The following is a 16,828-nucleotide window of genomic DNA, read 5'->3' as shown; positions in this document are numbered from 1 at the left end:
GGATGATCAAAAAAGTGATTGAAAAAGGAGAAAAGACATGCCATTATTAACAATGAAGCAGATTATGGCTGACTCTGTCAGACTTGCCACATCGGCAGACGCTAAGCCGGAGGACAGATACGCAGTTGGAGCATTTAATTTCAGCACGATTCCGGAGATGGTCGGCATCGTGGAGGGCGCAAGAGAAAAGAACGCGCCGGTGATTCTGATGGCTTCCCTCGGAGCAATCAAGTACATAGGTTCTCTGGAGCTGATCGCGGAGACTGCAAAAGGAATCGCGAAGACTTATCCGGAGGTACCCTTCTGCCTTCACCTGGACCACGCAACAAATCTGGAACAGATTAAGCAGGCGGTTGTGGCCGGCTTTACGAACGTTATGATTGACGCTTCTCAGGAAGACTTTGAGACAAATATTGCGAAATCGAAGGAGATTGCTGACTTTGCCCATAACCACAGTCCCTACGGCATCAATGGATGCTCTGTAGAGGCAGAGCTTGGCATGCTGGCAGGCCATGAAGACAATATCCATGTGGAAGAATCCGGAAAGGCTTATACAGATCCGGCTCTTGTAGCAGAGTTTGTAGAGAAGACAGGAATTGATGCGCTGGCAGTTGCCATCGGTACCGCCCACGGATTCTATAAAGCTGCTCCGGAGATCCGCTTCGATCTTCTGGAAGAGATCCGCAGCAAGACGGATGTGGCCCTGGTTCTTCACGGCGGAACCGGCGTACCGGAGGATGATTTCCGGAAGTGCGTTGCCATGGGCATGAGCAAGATTAATGTGGGAACAGGACTGAAAAAGGTGTATACAGACGCTGTAAGAGAAGCTATCCGCACACTTCCCGAGACTGAGTACGATCCCCGCAAGATCGTGGGACCGGGACGGAAAGCGATTTCAGCAGAGATTGCGTCCAAGAGCGATTTGTTTAACTGCTCCGGAAAGGCTCCGGCAGTTCTCAGAAGCATTTATAATTAACGAAAAGTAAGAAAAACTGGGGCAGATATTTTCAGGACCGGAAGCTCCATAGTCTGAGAGAGTCCTCCCGGGATTCTCTCAGGGGGGAGGATGGAATGAAAAATGATCTGCTCCTCTTATTTATTTTCATGAAAAAAAGGAGGTTGTAGCTATGCTTACACAGTATGTGGATGGGTACCAGCATATCGGAATCCCCACGGACGACATCAAAAAGACAGAGGAATTTTATCTGGGACTGGGCTTTAAACTGAAATGGGAGACCGTGTACGGCGGCAATCCTGTGAAATTCTTCGAATGGGGGAATATCATCATCGAGACTTACGAAAAAGATGGCGGCGCGTCGAATACCATCGGCGCCATCGATCACATTGCCCTGAACTGTACGGACATTGTGGCCTGCGTAAAGGAACTGAAGGAAGAGGGCTATGAGTTCCGTGAGGGTCCGGCATTTCTGCCTTACTGGGAGCACGGTGTAGAGTATGTGACCATTCTCGGACCGAATCAGGAGATTGTAGAGTTCATTCAGAAATTTGCTTCCGAGGAAGAAAAGGAAAAGGCGGTGAAGGCTCTTGGCTGAAATTTGGACAATGGGAGAGACCCTGGTCGAAATCATGCGGACGGAGGTAGATAAGCCCTTAAATGAGACGGGGCTGTTTTCAGGACCCTATCCGTCCGGTTCCTCTGCGATTATGATTTCCACCGTGGCGAGAATGGGACACAGCTGCGGTATTATTTCCGGAGTCGGAAAAGACGGTTTTGGCGAGTGCATGCTGAACCGGCTGAAAAAAGACGGCGTGGATGTATCCAAGGTTCTTGTGGACCCGGACGGATCTACGGCCTGCGCCTTTGTGGCGTACGACAGCGAGGGTGACCGCAGATACCTCTTCCACTGGGATGAGACGCCGGCCACAAAGGCTGTGATGCCGGATGTGACGGAACCCTCTTTAAAGGAAGCAAAATATTTCCATGTGATGGGCTGCGCGCTGACCGCGAAGCTGAGCTATGGCTGGGAGATCGTGAAGACAGCCAGAGCCATGAAAGCCCGGGGCACGAAGATCAGTTTCGATCCCAATGTGCGGACAGAGCATCTGACCAACCCGAACAAGAGTAAGGAATGTTTTGAGATTATCAACGCGATGCTGGAAATAACGAATCTTTTTGCGCCGGGTCTTGATGAGCTGAAGCTGGTGACAGGTATCGATGATGTAGAAGAGGCCGTAAAGAAGTGCTTTGAAAATCCGAATCTGGAAATCCTGATGCTGAAGATGGGTTCCAAAGGCTCCAGAATCTATACGAGAGACGGACAGGTGGTCGAGCAGGGACTGTATAAGGTGGAATCCGTAGATCCCACCGGAGCAGGTGACACCTCCCTGGGCGCTTTCCTCTGTGCTCTTCTGGAAGGAAAGGACATGAAAGAGTGTGCGGAGATCGCGGCTGCGGCAGGAGCTCTCAATGTGGCGGCTTTTGGTCCCATGGAGGGAAAGATAAGCCCTGAGAACGTACAGGCCATGCGTGATGGTACCTTTCAGTTCTAGGTGCGGGCGATGAAAAGAGAATTCCCCAATCCCAGAACTCTGATTATTTTCACCGGCGGACCGGGAACCGGAAAGAGCGGTACGGCCCAGCGCTTTCTTGATTATCTGGGAAACGACGAGATTGTAAAAATCAGCTATGATCAGATCAAAGAGAAGAACTGGGATATCTTCGGCTTTGACAATGAGAAGCAGAAAGACAGATTGAACTGGTTCAGCCTGGAGGAGTTTTATCTGACCATCCAGAAACGGATGTGGGAGAATAAGACTATCCTGATCGAGTATCCGTTCTACCAGCGGCACAAGCCAAAGCTTCAGGAGCTGCTGGATGAATCCGGCTATTCGGCAGTGACCATCTGCCTTTATACGGACATGGAAACGGTATACCGCAGGGGGGCGAAGCGCGATAAGGGCGAGGACCGCCACCCGGGACACCTTCTGAATCAGTACCATATGGAAACCTATACGCCGGCTCAGCTTCATTCAGTTAACCGGATTCAGCCGACCTTTGAGGAGTTCACGGCAGGAATTGCCCACAAGGAATACAATATCAACCTGGGGCTTGATATTCTGGTGGATGTGACGGATTTCGGCAGGATCAGCTATGAAGAGATATACAGAAGGATCGTGGAGTATCAGAGCTGAAAAGACAGCTGAAGGAAGCAGAAAAAATAAAAAAGCAGAAAAATAGAAAAAAGGAGAATTATCGGAGGTCTGTGACCTGGATAATTCTCCTTTTTCAGCTGTATGATTTTTGGCAGATACCGCTCCATATCTATCCACAGCTGACAGGAAAGCACAGGCTTCCTGCCAGCTGTGGGCACAGATATCCTTACAGCAGATTGATGCCGTACCGCGCTGCCTTTTCCCGCACCTCGTCGGGCCAGATAGATACCTGAACTTCGCCGATGTGGGCTTTTCTCAGGTAGAACATGCAGATACGGGACTGGCCGATGCCGCCGCCTACGGTGTAGGGCAGGCGCTTCTCCAGAATGGCTTTCTGGAAGGGAAGTTCGGCGCGCTCCTCACAGCCGGCCAGCTTCAGCTGACGGGCCAGGGAATCCTCATCCACGCGGATGCCCATGGAGGACAGCTCCAGGGCGTGGCCCAGAACCGGATACCAGACGATGATATCACCGTTTAAATGCCAGTCATCGTAGTCCGGGGCGCGGCCGTCATGGGGCTTGCCATCGGCCAGCTTGTCGCCGATCTCCATCAGGAAGACGGCGCCTTTTTCCTGAGCGATCAGGTCCTCGCGTTCCTTGGGCGTCTTATCCGGATAGCGGTTTGCCAGCTCCTGGGTGGTAATAAAATAGATGTCCTTTGGAAGAATCTCTTCAATGTAATCATACTGGATGGACATGTATTTTTCCGTTTTCTTCAGGGCCTTGTAGACCTTCCGGACGGTTTCCTTCAGATATTCTACATTCCGGTCTTCCTTCAGGATAATTTTTTCCCAGTCCCACTGATCCACGTAGATGGAGTGAATATTATCCGTATCCTCATCCCGGCGGATGGCGCTCATATCTGTGTAGAGGCCTTCGCCGATGTGGAAGCCGTACTGCTTCAGGGCGTTGCGCTTCCATTTTGCCAGGGAATGAACGATCTCGGCGGGACGCTCATTCTGCTCCTTGATGCCGAAGGTAACGGGGCGCTCCACACCGTTCAGATTGTCGTTCAGTCCGGATTCCGGCGTAACGAAGAGCGGAGCGGAGACACGCAGCAGATAGAGCTGATCAGCCAGAGACTGCTGGAAAAAGTCTTTGACAGTCTTGATGGCTACCTGGGTGTCATAAAGACTGAGCTTTGAGGAATAGTCAGGTGGTATGTACAAATGTTCCATAAAAATCGACTCCTGTTCCTTTTTTCTGTGTTAAGCGTCCGCAGAAGAAGCGGAGATGTTCTCCCATAACGCTTCCGGAAAGCGGACACCTGCAATGCGCAAGAAAAATTACGGCCCAAACAGGCGGAGAGCAAAAATATTTTCGAAAGCAGTCTGGGCCTGGAAAAAGCCTTGCAATCGAAAAAAATTTATGCTAATATTTCTCGCATATAAAGGAATTATACTATAAGTAAATGCAAAGAACAAGACTCGGATTTTCAGAGGCCGACAGGAATAGGACGTCACCGACTGAGAGCGTCCTTGGGAAGAGAAAATTTTGGGAACACTTGGGAGCAGATCGTCTGAAGCGGCAGAAGCAGGAGCGATAAGCCGATAGTAGGGCGGTACGGCAGCCTCCGTTACGGGCAAGAGTGGGAGAGTGAGCCGATATCCGTATCGATGTATTTCCGGAGTATGCCGGAGGACAGAAAAAAGGATAAAAGCGGACGCTTTCCAATGCGGGTGGTACCGCGGGATTTTTATAAATGTGATATAAGAACCCCGTCCCGGAATAGAAATATTCCGGGACGGGGTTTTCGTTTTGGATTCCACGAAAAGCGCTCCGCCCGGAATGGCCCTTCCGGAAGCAGGAAATGACAGCAGTAAAATGTACATTCCTGCAGCGCGGAAGAAAAAAGGAAAGGAGCGAAAGCAGATGGAATTTATGACAGGAATCAGAGAAAAAGAAACAGTCGATCTGGCTGCAGTGACAGCGGAAAGCATGGAAGGGAAAACCGTGAAAATCGAAGGAACCATCCATACGATTCGGGACATGGGTGAGGTGGCCTTTGTCATTTTGAGAAGACGGGACGGTCTTCTGCAGTGTGTCTATGAAGAAGGAAAATCCGGTTTTGATCGGAAGGGACTGAAAGAAGCGGCCTGTGTGGAAGCAGAGGGAATCATTCGAAAGGAAGAAAGAGCGCCCCACGGCGTGGAGCTTCGTTTAACCGGGCTTAAGGTACTTTCTGAGCCGGCGGCGCCCCTGCCCCTTGCCATCTCCAAATGGAAGCTGAACACTTCCCTGGAAGCAAAACTGAACATGAGGTCCATATCCTTAAGGAACATCCGGGAGCGGGCCAAGTTCCGGATTCAGGAAGGCATTGTGAGGGGATTCCGGGATTTCCTGTACAGCCAGGGCTTTACAGAGATTCATACGCCGAAGATTGGAGCCAAGGGAGCAGAGGGCGGTTCCAACCTGTTCCGTCTGGATTATTTCCATCATCCGGCAGTGCTGGCCCAGAGCCCGCAGTTTTACAAGCAGATGATGGTGGGCGTGTTTGACCGGGTATTTGAGACGGGCCCGGTGTTCCGTGCCGAAAAGCACAACACGAAGCGCCACCTGAACGAATACACCAGCCTGGATTTTGAGATGGGCTATATCGACAGCTTTGAAGATATTATGGCGATGGAAACCGGGTTCCTGCAGTATATGCTGGCCCTTCTGGAACGGGAATACGCGCCGGAGCTGAAGATTCTTGACATCACGCTGCCGAAGGCAGATAAGATTCCGGCGGTGCGTTTCGATGAGGCAAAGCAGCTGGCCTCCGAAAAATACGGCCATAAGATCCGCAACCCCTACGATCTGGAGCCGGAAGAGGAGGTTCTGATCGGACGTTATTTCCAGGAAGAATATGGTTCAGACTTTGTATTTGTGACCCATTATCCCTCCAAGAAGCGTCCCTTCTATGCCATGGATGACCCGGCAGATCCGAAGTTTACCTTAAGCTTCGATCTTCTGTATAAGGGACTGGAAATTACCACAGGAGGCCAGCGTATCCATGATTATCAGATGCTTCTTGATAAGATTGCGGCAAGAGGAATGACAGAGGAAGGGATGGAGCAGTATCTGGATACCTTCAAGTACGGCATGCCGCCCCACGGAGGCCTTGGCATCGGCCTGGAACGTTTGACCATGAAACTGGCGGGCGAGGACAACGTGCGCGAGACGACGCTGTTCCCGCGAGACTTAAGCAGACTGGACCCTTAGCGTTGGCAATGAGCAGTGCAGCAGGAAGTGTAAGCTTCCGTCGGAAGCTCGCTTACGTAAGGAAGCTTACACCTCCTGCTATAGGGCGAAGCCCGTAAAGCGAGATGGAGCGGAGCGTAATCGAGCTTGCACTGCGGAGTAAAGGTGAGAAGGCCCCCTGGGGGGCAAGGTGAATCGGCGAAGCCGAGAGAAGGCCCCCTGGGGGGCAAGGTGAATTGGCCGAAAGGCCAAGAGAGGGCCCCCTGGGGGGCTGGCAATGAGCAGGGAAAGGAGAACACAGATTATGGCAAATATTATTTCAGATGAAACCATGGAATATGTAGGAATTCTGGCGAAGCTGGAGCTGTCCGACGCCGAAAAGGAAGCGGCGAAGCGCGACATGGGACGGATGCTGGATTATATCGATAAATTAAACGAGCTGGACACATCAGGCGTGGAGCCCATGTCCCATGTATTCCCGGTGAGCAATGTCTTCCGGGAGGACGTGGTGGAAAACGGCGACGAGCATGAGAAGATGCTGGCGAACGCGCCGAAGGTCAAGGACGGCATGTATCAGGTGCCGAAGACGGTAGAGTAGGAGGCGGCAGTATGGAATGGATGGAAATGACAGCTGCGGAGCTGGGAAAGAAGATTCAGGCAGGGGAGCTTACAGCGGTGGAAGCCGCGAAAGCAGCCCTTGCAAAAATAAAAGAAAAAGATGCAGAACTGAACTGCTTTGTCACGGTGGACGAGGAGGACGCGCTTGCAAGAGCTGCCAGGGTTCAGGAGAAGATCGAGAGCAAAGAGCTGACCGGCCCTCTGGCGGGCGTGCCCGTGGCGGTCAAAGACAATATCTGCACGGAAGGCGTGCTGACCACCTGCTCTTCGAAGATTCTGTACAACTTCAAGCCCACCTATTCGGCGGAAGCAGCCCTGCGGCTGGAAGCGGCGGGCATGGTCATGATTGGAAAGACCAACATGGACGAATTTGCCATGGGAAGCACCACGGAGACCTCCTTTTTCGGACCCACCCGCAATCCCTGGAATACGGAGCATGTGCCGGGGGGCTCCTCCGGCGGTTCCTGCGCCGCTGTGGCGGCAGGGGAGTGCACCTGCGCCCTGGGTTCTGATACGGGCGGTTCCATCCGCCAGCCCAGCTCTTTCTGCGGCGTAACGGGACTGAAGCCGACCTATGGAACCGTATCCCGGTATGGACTGATTGCCTATGGTTCTTCTCTGGATCAGATAGGGCCCATCGCCAGAGATGTGACGGACTGCGCGCTGCTGCTGGAGACCATTGCTTCCCACGATAAAAAAGACAGCACCTCCATCGCCCGGGACAGCTATGACTTTACCTCGGCTTTGAAGGATGACGTGAAGGGCATGCGCATCGGTATTCCCCGGGATTATTTCGGGGACGGACTGGACCCGGAGGTGGCAGCGGCTGTCCGCGGCGCGGCAGAGGCGCTCAAAGACAGAGGAGCAGTCGTGGAGGAATTCGATTTAAGCTTGGTGGATTACGCGATTCCGGCTTACTACGTCATCGCTTCGGCGGAGGCCAGCTCGAACCTGGCCCGTTTTGACGGAGTGAAGTACGGGTACCGGGCGGAGGAATATGAGGGACTCCACAACATGTACAAGAAATCCCGTTCCGAGGGATTCGGCGAGGAAGTGAAGCGCCGTATCATGCTGGGCTCCTTCGTGTTAAGTTCGGGCTATTATGACGCCTACTATCTGAAGGCGCTTCGGACCAAGGCGCTGATCCGACAGGCCTTTGACCGGGCCTTTGAGAAATACGATGTGATTCTGGGGCCTGCGGCTCCCACCACAGCGCCCAGGCTTGGAGAATCCTTAAGCGATCCGCTGAAAATGTACCTGGGTGATATTTATACGATCTCCGCAAACCTGGCCGGCCTTCCGGGTATCTGCCTGCCCTGTGGCACGGACAGCAGGGGGCTGCCCATCGGCCTGCAGCTTCTGGGAGACTGTTTCCAGGAAAAGAAAATCATCCAGGCAGCCTATACCTATGAAGGTGTCCGCGGGCGTTTTCCCCTGGCGGGACAGCGGCAGTAACGAAAGGAGTGGAAGACAATGAGTAAGCAGTATGAGACCGTGATCGGTCTGGAAGTTCATGTGGAGCTGGCTACAAAGACAAAGATTTTCTGCTCCTGCAGCACGGAGTTCGGAGGAGCGCCCAACACCCACACCTGCCCGGTGTGCACCGGCATGCCCGGTTCCCTTCCGGTGCTGAACAAAAAGGTCGTGGAATATGCCATGGCAGTGGGGCTGGCGACCAACTGCCAGATCACCCGTCACTGCAAATTTGACCGGAAAAACTATTTTTATCCGGATAACCCCCAGAACTATCAGATCTCCCAGCTGTACGCGCCCATCTGCCGGAATGGGTATGTGGAGATCGAAACGGAGAGCGGCAGCAAGAAGGTCGGCATCCATGAGATTCACATGGAAGAAGACGCCGGAAAGCTGATTCACGATGAATGGGAGGACTGCTCCCTGGTGGACTACAACCGGAGCGGGGTTCCGCTGATTGAGATTGTGTCCGAGCCGGATATGCGCAGCGCCGAGGAGGTTATCGCTTATCTTGACAAGCTGCGTCTGATTATCCAGTATCTGGGCGCTTCCGACTGCAAGCTGCAGGAGGGCTCCATGCGCGCGGATGTGAACCTGTCCGTCCGGGAGGTGGGAGCAAAGGAATTCGGCACCCGTACGGAAATGAAGAACCTGAACTCCTTTAAGGCCATCGGCCGTGCCATCGAGGGCGAGCGCGCCCGCCAGATTGAGCTTCTGGAGGAAGGAAAACAGGTGATTCAGGAGACCAGGCGCTGGGACGATAATAAGGAAGCTTCCCATGCCATGCGTTCCAAGGAGGACGCTCAGGACTACCGTTATTTCCCGGAACCGGACCTGGTTCCCGTGGATATCAGCGAGGAATGGATCGAGGAGGTGCGTTCCCGCCAGCCGGAGCTGCGCACGGAAAAGTTGATCCGCTATAAAGAGGAATTTGATATTCCGGAATACGACGCGGAGATTCTGACAGGTTCCAAGCAGATGGCAGATCTGTTTGAGGCGGCCACAGCTCTCTGCGGAAAGCCGAAGAAGGTGTCAAACTGGCTGATGGTGGAGACCATGCGTCTCTTAAAGGAGAACGGCCAGGAGCCGGAGGACCTGAAATTCTCCCCGGAGCATCTGGCAAAGCTGGTGGACCTGGCAGACGCCGGAAGCATCAACAGCACGGTGGCCAAGGAAGTCTTCGAGCATATTTTCTATGAGGATATCGATCCGGAAGCCTATGTGGAGGAAAAAGGCCTAAAGACCGTAAACGACGAGGGAGCCCTGCGGGAGACCGTTGAGCGCGTCATAGCAGCCAACCCCCAGTCTGTGGCAGACTACAAAGGCGGCAAGGAAAAGGCCCTGGGCTTCCTGGTAGGCCAGACCATGAAGGAGATGAAAGGCAAGGCAAATCCGGGAATGGTAAATCAGATCTTGAAAGAACTGCTGTGAAAACCGTTGATTAACAGAAAATCAGAATGTTGAGAAACGGGATCATGTGAGAAAGAGCGGCGGAAGCTTTTATCGATTCAGGCTTTCTGCTGACCATGTGTCCGGCTTTTCGCGGATGGATGTATGATTCAGGCGGACTTGGGAGTCCGTCCGGAAGCATACAGACGTCCGTGAAACGTCCGAACACAGGCAGCAGAAACCTGAATCTCCAAAAAACTTCCACCGCTCTTTCTCATAATCTGCTTTTCCCTTTGATGCTTTATTCTAGCCAGAAACACCGATGTCTGTATATAGAAAAAGGCACAAATTCAATCGGCTGATTAAAGTTTGGTTACATTGGTAGCCTGTGGTCCCTTTTCGCCCTCTACGACGTCAAATTCTACGGCCTGACCCTCTTCCAGGGACTTGAATCCGTCCATATTGATGCCGGAGTAGTGCACGAATACGTCATTTCCCTGCTCATCGGAAATAAATCCGTATCCCTTCTGGTTGTTGAACCACTTCACTGTACCCTTGCTCATTGTTATGATACCTCCGAAAAATAATATAAATAAAAATAGTGAAGCGCCGGCGGAAAACCGGCGTCAGCTGCATCGGAAAACCTGTTTTTAAGGGGTGTCCCGACTGGCTATAGCGTATCACAAAGCGGATATACTGTCAATTCAAAATGTGGTCTGATTTTATCAGCAAACGCATAAAAATCAATAAGAAAAATAATTCGGACATTCATGAAAAAACAGAAAATTTTGCGAAGGCTTGTCCTGGTGGAAATGATGGCGGTGATGTGCCTTGCGGCTGTTCTTCTGAAGCGGGAGGAAGAGCCGCTTCTTTTGCTTCCCTCTCTGACGGAAGAGGTGGAAGAGGATTTTATCAAATGGGTGGACTTTGATGTGACAGCGGAAGCGCTGGATCGGGCTTTTGAGTATGACCGGAACACATACGGCAGTCCGGTGCATCTGAACTGGATTGAGCTGCTGGCCTATACGGCGGCCCATACGGGCGGGGATTTTTCAAAGGAAAGCAGAGTAAACGAATATATGGACAGCGCCGCGGAAACTTTGCTGGCCGGGGGAAATATGGAGGAAATGGCTGGGGAGCTGAAGTATTATGACTATTACCTGGAAGCCTATACGGCGGTGCTTGGCGGCATGGTGGGAGAATATCAGATTCAGGAGCCGTCAGAGGAAGGAGAGGAGCCGGTCTGGGCCCGCCATTATGGGCTGAAAGCCTTTCATCCCATTGCCAAAGGCTTTCCCTACAGCGACTATGATGATTTTGGCGTGTCCAGAAGCTATGGGTACAAAAGACAGCATCTGGGACATGACATGATGGGACAGACCGGCACGCCGGTCATCGCGGTGGAGTCAGGAACCGTGGAAGCTCTGGGATGGAACCAGTATGGGGGCTGGCGGATTGGCATTCGAAGTTTTGATAAAAAACGGTATTACTATTATGCTCATCTGCGGAAAGGCTTTCCCTATGCGCTGGACCTGGAAGAGGGGGATGCGGTGCAGGCCGGAGATGTGATTGGTTATATGGGAAGAACCGGGTACAGCGCCACGGAAGATGTGAATAATATCGATGAACCTCATCTTCATTTTGGCATCCAGCTGATCTTCGATGAATCTCAGAAGGAAGGAAACTCGGAAATCTGGATCGACTGCTATCAGATAGTGCGTTTTCTTTATCAGAACCGGAGTGAATGCGTGCGCAATGACGAGACAAAGGAATGGAGCAGGAAATACCAGATGATCAATTGACTTTTGGGAGGCATTTGATTACACTGAGGATAATGTAAAAACGATGGCGCGTATGCCGGGCACATGGGCGCCGGAAGGATACAAAGGAGCGGATAGAAAGATGTTTGGTGAATGTCATGCCCATATCATTATGGACGGAAAAAATTATAAGGCGGCGGTAAGTCTGCACAGAAACGGGCCGGCGGAGGGGCCGATCCGGCAGCACCTGGAAGCCTGGCAGCAGGCCGGCGTCACCTTTGTCAGAGACGGCGGCGACGCCCTGGGAGTCTCGGCCCGGGCCAGAGAGCTGGCGCCGGAGTACGGGATCGACTACCGGACTCCGGTTTTTGCGATTCATAAAAAGGGGCATTACGGAGGAATCGTGGGACATGCCTTTGAGGACAGAAAAGAATATCGGGAACTGGTGGAACGGGCGAAAAGGGAAGGTGCCGATTTCATCAAGATCATGATCAGCGGCATCATGGAGTTTGATCAGTTTGGCGTGCTGAACGAAGAGGGGCTGTCCGGGGAAGAGATTCGGGAAATGATTGAGACGGCCCATCATATGGGGATGAAGGTCATGGCCCATGGAAATGGAGACGGCCCCGTGAGAGCAGCTATTGAAGCGGGCCTTGATACGCTGGAGCACGGCAATTACCTGGAGCAGGATACCCTTGATCTGCTTGCGGAGAGCCATACCATCTGGATTCCGACCCTGGCGCCCACGGGAAATCTGCTGGGCTGCGGCCGCTATCCGGATGGACAGGTGGAACAGATACTGCGGCGGCAGATGAACTGTGTCCGGTATGTATTTGAAAAAGGAGGCCGTCTGGGTCTCGGAAGCGACGCAGGGGCCTATCTGGTTCCCCACGGGCAGGGGATTCTGGACGAATATGCCTGGATGAAGCAGGCGGTGGGACCGGGGAATACAGCAGAGCTGGATGAGAGACTGCGCGCTTCTGAAGAGTGGATCAAAAAAGAGATGAAGCGTTAGGGCAGGCTTCATCTCTCAGACTACCGTATAAGAATAAGAGCAGCCGGCGGACGGCGGAAACTGCCGGGACCTAGAGCTCTTCCCTGCAGAAATAGCAGGTATAGTTTTTAGGATCGGAATGCTTTGGAATCAGGTTGTCAGCTCCGCAGTAGCCGCAGTGGCAGACCCGTTTCCCTTCCGGAACAGACATCCATTCCTCGTACCGCTCGCCGGCATTGCGGGCAGGCTGGTAAGGCCTCGTGGGTTCTATGAAGGTACGTGTTTCAGCAGACTGTCCGCCTGAGGCCTGAACCGGGGAAGCGCCTTCTGCTTTTCTTCCGGAAGCGTTCTTTTTCTGTTTCTTCTGACGGGCCCCGGATACCAGCGGTTTGGAAGGCTGTGCCGGACGGGAAGAGAAAGAGCCGGAGGGCCGCTGCGGCCGGGCAGTAAAAGGCGGTGCCTGACGCCGCGTATTTTTCTTTTTGGAGCTCTGGACAACAGCCATGATAATAATGATAAAGACAATGATTTCCAGCATAATCGATCTACTCCTTATGTAAAAAATAAGACGAACTATTCCAAACTTTATGATACACGAAAATACAGGAAAGGGAAAGCAGAATTTATGAGAAATATCAGACTGCTGCTCCGTTACGATGGAACCCGCTACAGCGGCTGGCAGAGTCAGGAGCATGAAGAAAATACTATCCAGGGAAGGGTAACGGCTGTTCTGGAGCGGCTGACCGGAGAAACCATCCGGCTGGCAGGTTCGGGACGCACGGACGCAGGGGTTCATGCCCTCGGCCAGACCGCCAATTTCAGGACAGAGTCAGCGCTGTCCTGTGAGGAGCTGAAAATGGGGTTGAACCGGTATTTGCCGGAGGATATTGCGGTGTATTCCGTGGAAGAAGCTGAGCTGCGTTTTCACAGCAGGCTGAATGCTCTGCGGAAGACCTACCGGTACCGGATCTGGAACAGTCCAGTCCATAATGTGTTCGAGAGAAAGTATCTGTATTCCCTGGAGCAGGAGCTGGATGAAAAAGCGATGGAACAGGCGGCGGCCCGGCTTCTGGGAACCCATGATTTCAGAGCTTTCAGCTCTTACCGGAGGACGAAAAAGTCTACAGTCCGCACGCTGGAACAGATTCGGATAGAACGGAGAGGAGAAGAGCTGCGCCTGGAATTCACCGGAAACGGATTCCTGTATCATATGGTCCGGATTCTGGCAGGCACCCTGATTGAAGTGGGACTTCATAAGAAAAGTCCGGAGGAAATGGACAGGATACTGGTTTCCCTTGACCGGGAGCAGGCCGGATTTACGGCTCCGGCTCAGGGTCTTTGTCTGGTGAGTGTGGAATACGCAGACGGAGAATCTTAATTTTTCTTCATATTTCTTTTTCTGAGCTCCCTTTTATGGTATACTATGCCATTATTTGAGGAGGAAAAAGATTATGAAGAAAAGAAAGCAGCTGCATCCCCGCGTGCTGGTCTCGGCGGTTATTCTGCTGGTCCTTGCGGTTCTGGCTCTCTGGAAGGCCGGAGGCATGCTAAGCTCCGGGGAGACAGGAGCGGCGGCCGCTCAGGAAGAAGGGGCCGCCTTGGCGGAAGTGCCTGATGAGACAGAAGAGAAAGAGGAGGCGTCAAACCAGGCGGAAAGCGGAGGGGCGCCGGGAACTGCCGGTGAGGGACAGACTTCTCAGGAGACAGGAACAGAGGAGGAAAAATCGGAGGAGGAGCAGAAAGCCTCGTTCCTTCCAGATTATACAAGCAGTCCGCTTTTGAATACGACGGATATCCGAAGTCTTTCTATGGAAGTAGGAGCTTCGGAGACAGAGCTGCGTTTCAACTGGCTTTCTCCCAGCGGGAAAAAGGGGCAGGTGCGGCTGACGGATACGGGTTCCGGTGAAAGCCGGAGTTTTGACGCGGAGTGCGCGGCTTCGGTCACAGTCCCGGGATATTATGTAAATAAAGCTTCCGTCTCCGGACTGACGCCGGGAACTTCCTACACGTATCAGGTGGGAAATGATGATGCCTGGTCGCCGGAATATACATACCGGTGTCCTGAAGCAAACCAGGACAGTATGACGTTTTTGGTGACGGCTGACGCCCAGATAGGGCAGTCGGATATGGAAGAGGCTTCGGTGACGGCTGAGCGCTGGGACAGCGTTCTGACCAGGCTTGTAAATTATGTGCCGGAGGCCTCGTTTCTGTTCCATCTGGGAGATCAGGTGGCCGATTTCGGAAGCGAAGCCCATTATGAAATGTTTCTGGACCACCTGGCTCTGTACCGTATTCCTCTGGCGCCGGCTGTGGGCAACCATGACGTGGCAAATGCCACCTCCATAGAAGAGAACGGACATCCGGGCGGCCCTTATTTCTACGAGCATTTCAATGTACCAAATCGTTCAGCCACAGGACAGAGCCAGTACGATCAGGATGGTAATTATTACTTCGTCAGAGGAAATGTGCTGTTCATTGTATTGAACAGCAGCACAAGCCAGGGCAGCGAAGCGCAGGAGCAGTATGTGGCCCAGGTGGTGGCGGAGCATCCGGATACCAGATGGAGGATTCTCGCCCAGCATTATCCGGCCTACCCGGGAGCAGAGAAGTCCCATACAGACTGCAAGGAATATCTGGCCCGTATTGCTGAGGCCAATGACATTGACCTGATTCTGGGCGCTCACGACCATGTGTATTCCCGGACGGCTTTTGTCAATGGTCTCTGTGAGTCGCTGAGCGGCTATCCCTATGAGTCCGGAGCGGCCGCAGTCAATCCGGAGGGGACTCTTTATATCACCTGCAGCACTTCCAGCGGCTGCCTGTACCATATTCCGGAAGGAGAGATCCGGATCGTATATCAGGGACAGCCGGATACGCCCATGGCGCTGCGCTTTGATGTGACAGACACAGAGCTTCATATGCGGGCCTATCTGATGGATAGCTGGACGGTCTACGATGAATACACGATTCGAAAGGAATAGAGACGCGGATGAAGCGGGCGCCGAAAACGGTTCGACGGTTTTCGGCGCCTGTTTCCGATTTTATCGGTCTGCCGCTTTTTGGGCGAACTCCACTGTGACCAGATCCTCATAGGGTACGCGCTGTTCCAGCTCGCCTGCCTCGTCCAGAATGTCCTGCAGAAGGGTAAAGCTGTCTTCTTCAAAGATCAGGTTTTCCTTCCAGGTATCCTGTTCATAGTACCGGGTTACGATGGTAGTGATATCCTCCAGATCTGTCTCCTCAAACTGAGGCGCGATGACCTGGGCGATTTCCTCCGGCGTGTGATTCTGCACATAGTCCATACCCTTTTGGAGCGCATTGGTGAAGCCCTGGATCAGTTCCGGGTTTTCCTCTATAAAGCTCTGCTTTGCGCTGTAGGCGGTATAGGGCACATAGCCGGAGTCCACGCCGAGAGAGGCGACCACATAGCCGACGCCTTCCCGTTCCAGGGTGGTGGCGCCCGGCTCGAATTCCACGGTGAAATCTCCCTGGCCTCCTGAGAAGGCTGCCGCTGTGGAGCCGAAGTCGATGCTCTGATCGATGTCCATGTCAGTCTCAGGGTCCAGATTATTCTTTTTCAGAATATACTCGAAGACCATCTGGGGCATGCCGCCCTTTCGTCCGCCCAGCACGGAGCTGCCGCGCAGATCAGCCCACTGAAAGTTTTCCATGGGTTCCCGGGCTACAAGAAAATTACCGGCCCGCTGGGTGAGCTGGGCAAAGTTTACGATGTAATCGCCGGGATTCTGGCTGTAGACGTAGATGGAGGACTCTGAGCCCATAAATCCGATATCTGCTTCACCGGAGAGAACGGCAGTCATGGTTTTGTCGGCGCCAAAGCCCGTCACCAGATCCAGGTCGATGCCTTCTTCCTCAAAATATCCCTCTTCAATAGCTACATACTGAGGCGCATAAAAAATCGAGTGAGCCACCTCGTTCAGAGTTACCTTTGTCAGATTCTTTTCCTGTGTTCCGCTTTTCCCGCAGCCGGCCAGGCCCGTACAGAGAATGGACACGGTCAGCGTCAGCGCCAGCAGGACAGACAGTCTCTTTTTCATATGATATCCTCCTTTTTCCGAATACTATATCATACACAGCATAGGGAAAAAGGTGACGGAAACGGGGGAAAAACCAGGCCGGGTTTTGCTTTCCGGGCTCTTGTATTTGTCCGGGACAGCGCATATAATAAAACCGGAGCAGCATAGGAGGACTGTGATTTACAGCAGAAAAGACGGAAA

The 16,828-nt window shown here is 52.8% G+C and carries 16 protein-coding genes; 12 read left to right on the top strand and 4 right to left on the bottom strand.

Annotated elements, in window-relative coordinates; genetic code table 11:
- The first annotated feature begins 37 nt into the window (after nucleotides 1–37).
- The 4 genes from B5E82_RS00825 to B5E82_RS00810 all read left to right on the top strand — a co-directional run bounded on the left by B5E82_RS00825 (nucleotide 38) and on the right by B5E82_RS00810 (nucleotide 3,153).
- Nucleotides 38–976, top strand: a complete 939-nt coding sequence (locus B5E82_RS00825; RefSeq protein ID WP_087305357.1) for a class II fructose-bisphosphate aldolase — start codon at nucleotides 38–40, stop codon at nucleotides 974–976.
- 151 nt (nucleotides 977–1,127) lie between these two features.
- Entirely contained in the window at nucleotides 1,128–1,553 is a 426-nt protein-coding gene (locus tag B5E82_RS00820) for a VOC family protein (RefSeq protein WP_087305355.1), read from the top strand.
- Entirely contained in the window at nucleotides 1,546–2,511 is a 966-nt protein-coding gene (locus B5E82_RS00815) for a sugar kinase (RefSeq protein WP_087305353.1), read from the top strand. Before B5E82_RS00820 ends, B5E82_RS00815 begins: the two co-directional genes overlap by 8 nt.
- Nucleotides 2,512–2,520: 9 nt before the next feature.
- Nucleotides 2,521–3,153, top strand: coding sequence for a zeta toxin family protein (locus B5E82_RS00810; RefSeq protein ID WP_087305351.1), 633 nt, complete (start codon nucleotides 2,521–2,523; stop codon nucleotides 3,151–3,153).
- Between the two features lie 187 nt (nucleotides 3,154–3,340).
- On the opposite strand, the gene asnA is transcribed toward B5E82_RS00810, so the two are convergent.
- Nucleotides 3,341–4,351, bottom strand: a complete 1,011-nt coding sequence (asnA, locus tag B5E82_RS00805; RefSeq protein ID WP_087305348.1) for an aspartate--ammonia ligase — start codon at nucleotides 4,349–4,351, stop codon at nucleotides 3,341–3,343.
- A gap of 694 nt (nucleotides 4,352–5,045) precedes the next feature.
- Here asnA and aspS point away from each other — a divergent pair.
- From aspS to gatB, 4 genes are all read left to right on the top strand, one after another.
- Nucleotides 5,046–6,377: an aspartate--tRNA(Asn) ligase gene (gene aspS / locus B5E82_RS00795; RefSeq protein ID WP_087305676.1), complete on the top strand. Its 1,332-nt coding sequence runs from the start codon at nucleotides 5,046–5,048 to the stop codon at nucleotides 6,375–6,377.
- A 283-nt stretch (nucleotides 6,378–6,660) separates the two neighbouring features.
- Nucleotides 6,661–6,954, top strand: coding sequence for an Asp-tRNA(Asn)/Glu-tRNA(Gln) amidotransferase subunit GatC (gene gatC, locus B5E82_RS00790; protein WP_087305344.1), 294 nt, complete (start codon nucleotides 6,661–6,663; stop codon nucleotides 6,952–6,954).
- An 11-nt stretch (nucleotides 6,955–6,965) separates the two neighbouring features.
- Nucleotides 6,966–8,429 carry an Asp-tRNA(Asn)/Glu-tRNA(Gln) amidotransferase subunit GatA gene (gene gatA, locus B5E82_RS00785; protein WP_087305342.1) on the top strand — a complete coding sequence of 488 codons (1,464 nt, stop codon included), beginning with the start codon at nucleotides 6,966–6,968 and terminating at the stop codon, nucleotides 8,427–8,429.
- Nucleotides 8,430–8,447: 18 nt separating this feature from the next.
- Nucleotides 8,448–9,878, top strand: coding sequence for an Asp-tRNA(Asn)/Glu-tRNA(Gln) amidotransferase subunit GatB (gene gatB, locus B5E82_RS00780; protein WP_087305340.1), 1,431 nt, complete (start codon nucleotides 8,448–8,450; stop codon nucleotides 9,876–9,878).
- 320 nt (nucleotides 9,879–10,198) lie between these two features.
- Here gatB and B5E82_RS00775 read toward each other — a convergent pair whose 3' ends face one another.
- Nucleotides 10,199–10,399 (bottom strand): cold-shock protein, encoded by a 201-nt coding sequence (locus B5E82_RS00775; protein ID WP_087305338.1) that lies wholly within the window; start codon nucleotides 10,397–10,399, stop codon nucleotides 10,199–10,201.
- Nucleotides 10,400–10,606: 207 nt separating this feature from the next.
- Between B5E82_RS00775 and B5E82_RS00770 the strand changes: the two genes are divergently transcribed.
- Together B5E82_RS00770 and B5E82_RS00765 are read left to right on the top strand one after the other, a co-directional pair.
- Nucleotides 10,607–11,638 carry a M23 family metallopeptidase gene (locus B5E82_RS00770; protein WP_087305336.1) on the top strand — a complete coding sequence of 344 codons (1,032 nt, stop codon included), beginning with the start codon at nucleotides 10,607–10,609 and terminating at the stop codon, nucleotides 11,636–11,638.
- Between the two features lie 100 nt (nucleotides 11,639–11,738).
- Nucleotides 11,739–12,611, top strand: coding sequence for an amidohydrolase family protein (locus B5E82_RS00765; RefSeq protein WP_087305675.1), 873 nt, complete (start codon nucleotides 11,739–11,741; stop codon nucleotides 12,609–12,611).
- Between the two features lie 70 nt (nucleotides 12,612–12,681).
- Here B5E82_RS00765 and B5E82_RS00760 read toward each other — a convergent pair whose 3' ends face one another.
- Nucleotides 12,682–13,128 (bottom strand): hypothetical protein, encoded by a 447-nt coding sequence (locus B5E82_RS00760; protein ID WP_087305334.1) that lies wholly within the window; start codon nucleotides 13,126–13,128, stop codon nucleotides 12,682–12,684.
- 87 nt (nucleotides 13,129–13,215) lie between these two features.
- Here B5E82_RS00760 and truA point away from each other — a divergent pair, with 87 nt between their 5' ends.
- Together truA and B5E82_RS00750 are read left to right on the top strand one after the other, a co-directional pair.
- The gene (truA, locus tag B5E82_RS00755) at nucleotides 13,216–13,968 is read left to right on the top strand and encodes a tRNA pseudouridine(38-40) synthase TruA (RefSeq protein WP_087305332.1); all 753 of its coding nucleotides are present in this window, start codon (nucleotides 13,216–13,218) and stop codon (nucleotides 13,966–13,968) included.
- A gap of 73 nt (nucleotides 13,969–14,041) precedes the next feature.
- Nucleotides 14,042–15,571: a purple acid phosphatase family protein gene (locus B5E82_RS00750; RefSeq protein ID WP_087305330.1), complete on the top strand. Its 1,530-nt coding sequence runs from the start codon at nucleotides 14,042–14,044 to the stop codon at nucleotides 15,569–15,571.
- Between the two features lie 60 nt (nucleotides 15,572–15,631).
- Here B5E82_RS00750 and B5E82_RS00745 read toward each other — a convergent pair whose 3' ends face one another.
- A complete protein-coding gene (locus B5E82_RS00745) occupies nucleotides 15,632–16,648 on the bottom strand; it encodes an ABC transporter substrate-binding protein (protein WP_087305328.1) in 1,017 nt (338 codons plus the stop codon).
- Between the last annotated feature and the right edge of the window lie 180 nt (nucleotides 16,649–16,828).

The organism is Lachnoclostridium sp. An138 (genome assembly GCF_002160765.1).
GTDB classification, from domain to species: Bacteria; Bacillota; Clostridia; order Lachnospirales; family Lachnospiraceae; genus Laedolimicola; species Laedolimicola faecalis.
Note: the sequence above shows the minus strand (reverse complement) of the source record. Positions and strands in the feature narration are given on the sequence as shown.

Excerpts from the sequence above, each read along its gene's own strand:
- B5E82_RS00770 (WP_087305336.1), top strand. The coding sequence starts at position 10,607 with ATGAAAAAACAGAAAATTTTGCGAAGGCTTGTCCTGGTGGAAATGATG.
- B5E82_RS00750 (WP_087305330.1), top strand. The coding sequence starts at position 14,042 with ATGAAGAAAAGAAAGCAGCTGCATCCCCGCGTGCTGGTCTCGGCGGTT.
- B5E82_RS00775 (WP_087305338.1), bottom strand. The coding sequence starts at position 10,399 with ATGAGCAAGGGTACAGTGAAGTGGTTCAACAACCAGAAGGGATACGGA.
- B5E82_RS00820 (WP_087305355.1), top strand. The coding sequence starts at position 1,128 with ATGCTTACACAGTATGTGGATGGGTACCAGCATATCGGAATCCCCACG.
- B5E82_RS00765 (WP_087305675.1), top strand. The coding sequence starts at position 11,739 with ATGTTTGGTGAATGTCATGCCCATATCATTATGGACGGAAAAAATTAT.
- gatB (WP_087305340.1), top strand. The coding sequence starts at position 8,448 with ATGAGTAAGCAGTATGAGACCGTGATCGGTCTGGAAGTTCATGTGGAG.
- aspS (WP_087305676.1), top strand. The coding sequence starts at position 5,046 with ATGGAATTTATGACAGGAATCAGAGAAAAAGAAACAGTCGATCTGGCT.
- B5E82_RS00825 (WP_087305357.1), top strand. The coding sequence starts at position 38 with ATGCCATTATTAACAATGAAGCAGATTATGGCTGACTCTGTCAGACTT.
- truA (WP_087305332.1), top strand. The coding sequence starts at position 13,216 with ATGAGAAATATCAGACTGCTGCTCCGTTACGATGGAACCCGCTACAGC.
- gatC (WP_087305344.1), top strand. The coding sequence starts at position 6,661 with ATGGCAAATATTATTTCAGATGAAACCATGGAATATGTAGGAATTCTG.
- gatA (WP_087305342.1), top strand. The coding sequence starts at position 6,966 with ATGGAATGGATGGAAATGACAGCTGCGGAGCTGGGAAAGAAGATTCAG.
- B5E82_RS00760 (WP_087305334.1), bottom strand. The coding sequence starts at position 13,128 with ATGCTGGAAATCATTGTCTTTATCATTATTATCATGGCTGTTGTCCAG.
- B5E82_RS00745 (WP_087305328.1), bottom strand. The coding sequence starts at position 16,648 with ATGAAAAAGAGACTGTCTGTCCTGCTGGCGCTGACGCTGACCGTGTCC.
- B5E82_RS00810 (WP_087305351.1), top strand. The coding sequence starts at position 2,521 with ATGAAAAGAGAATTCCCCAATCCCAGAACTCTGATTATTTTCACCGGC.
- asnA (WP_087305348.1), bottom strand. The coding sequence starts at position 4,351 with ATGGAACATTTGTACATACCACCTGACTATTCCTCAAAGCTCAGTCTT.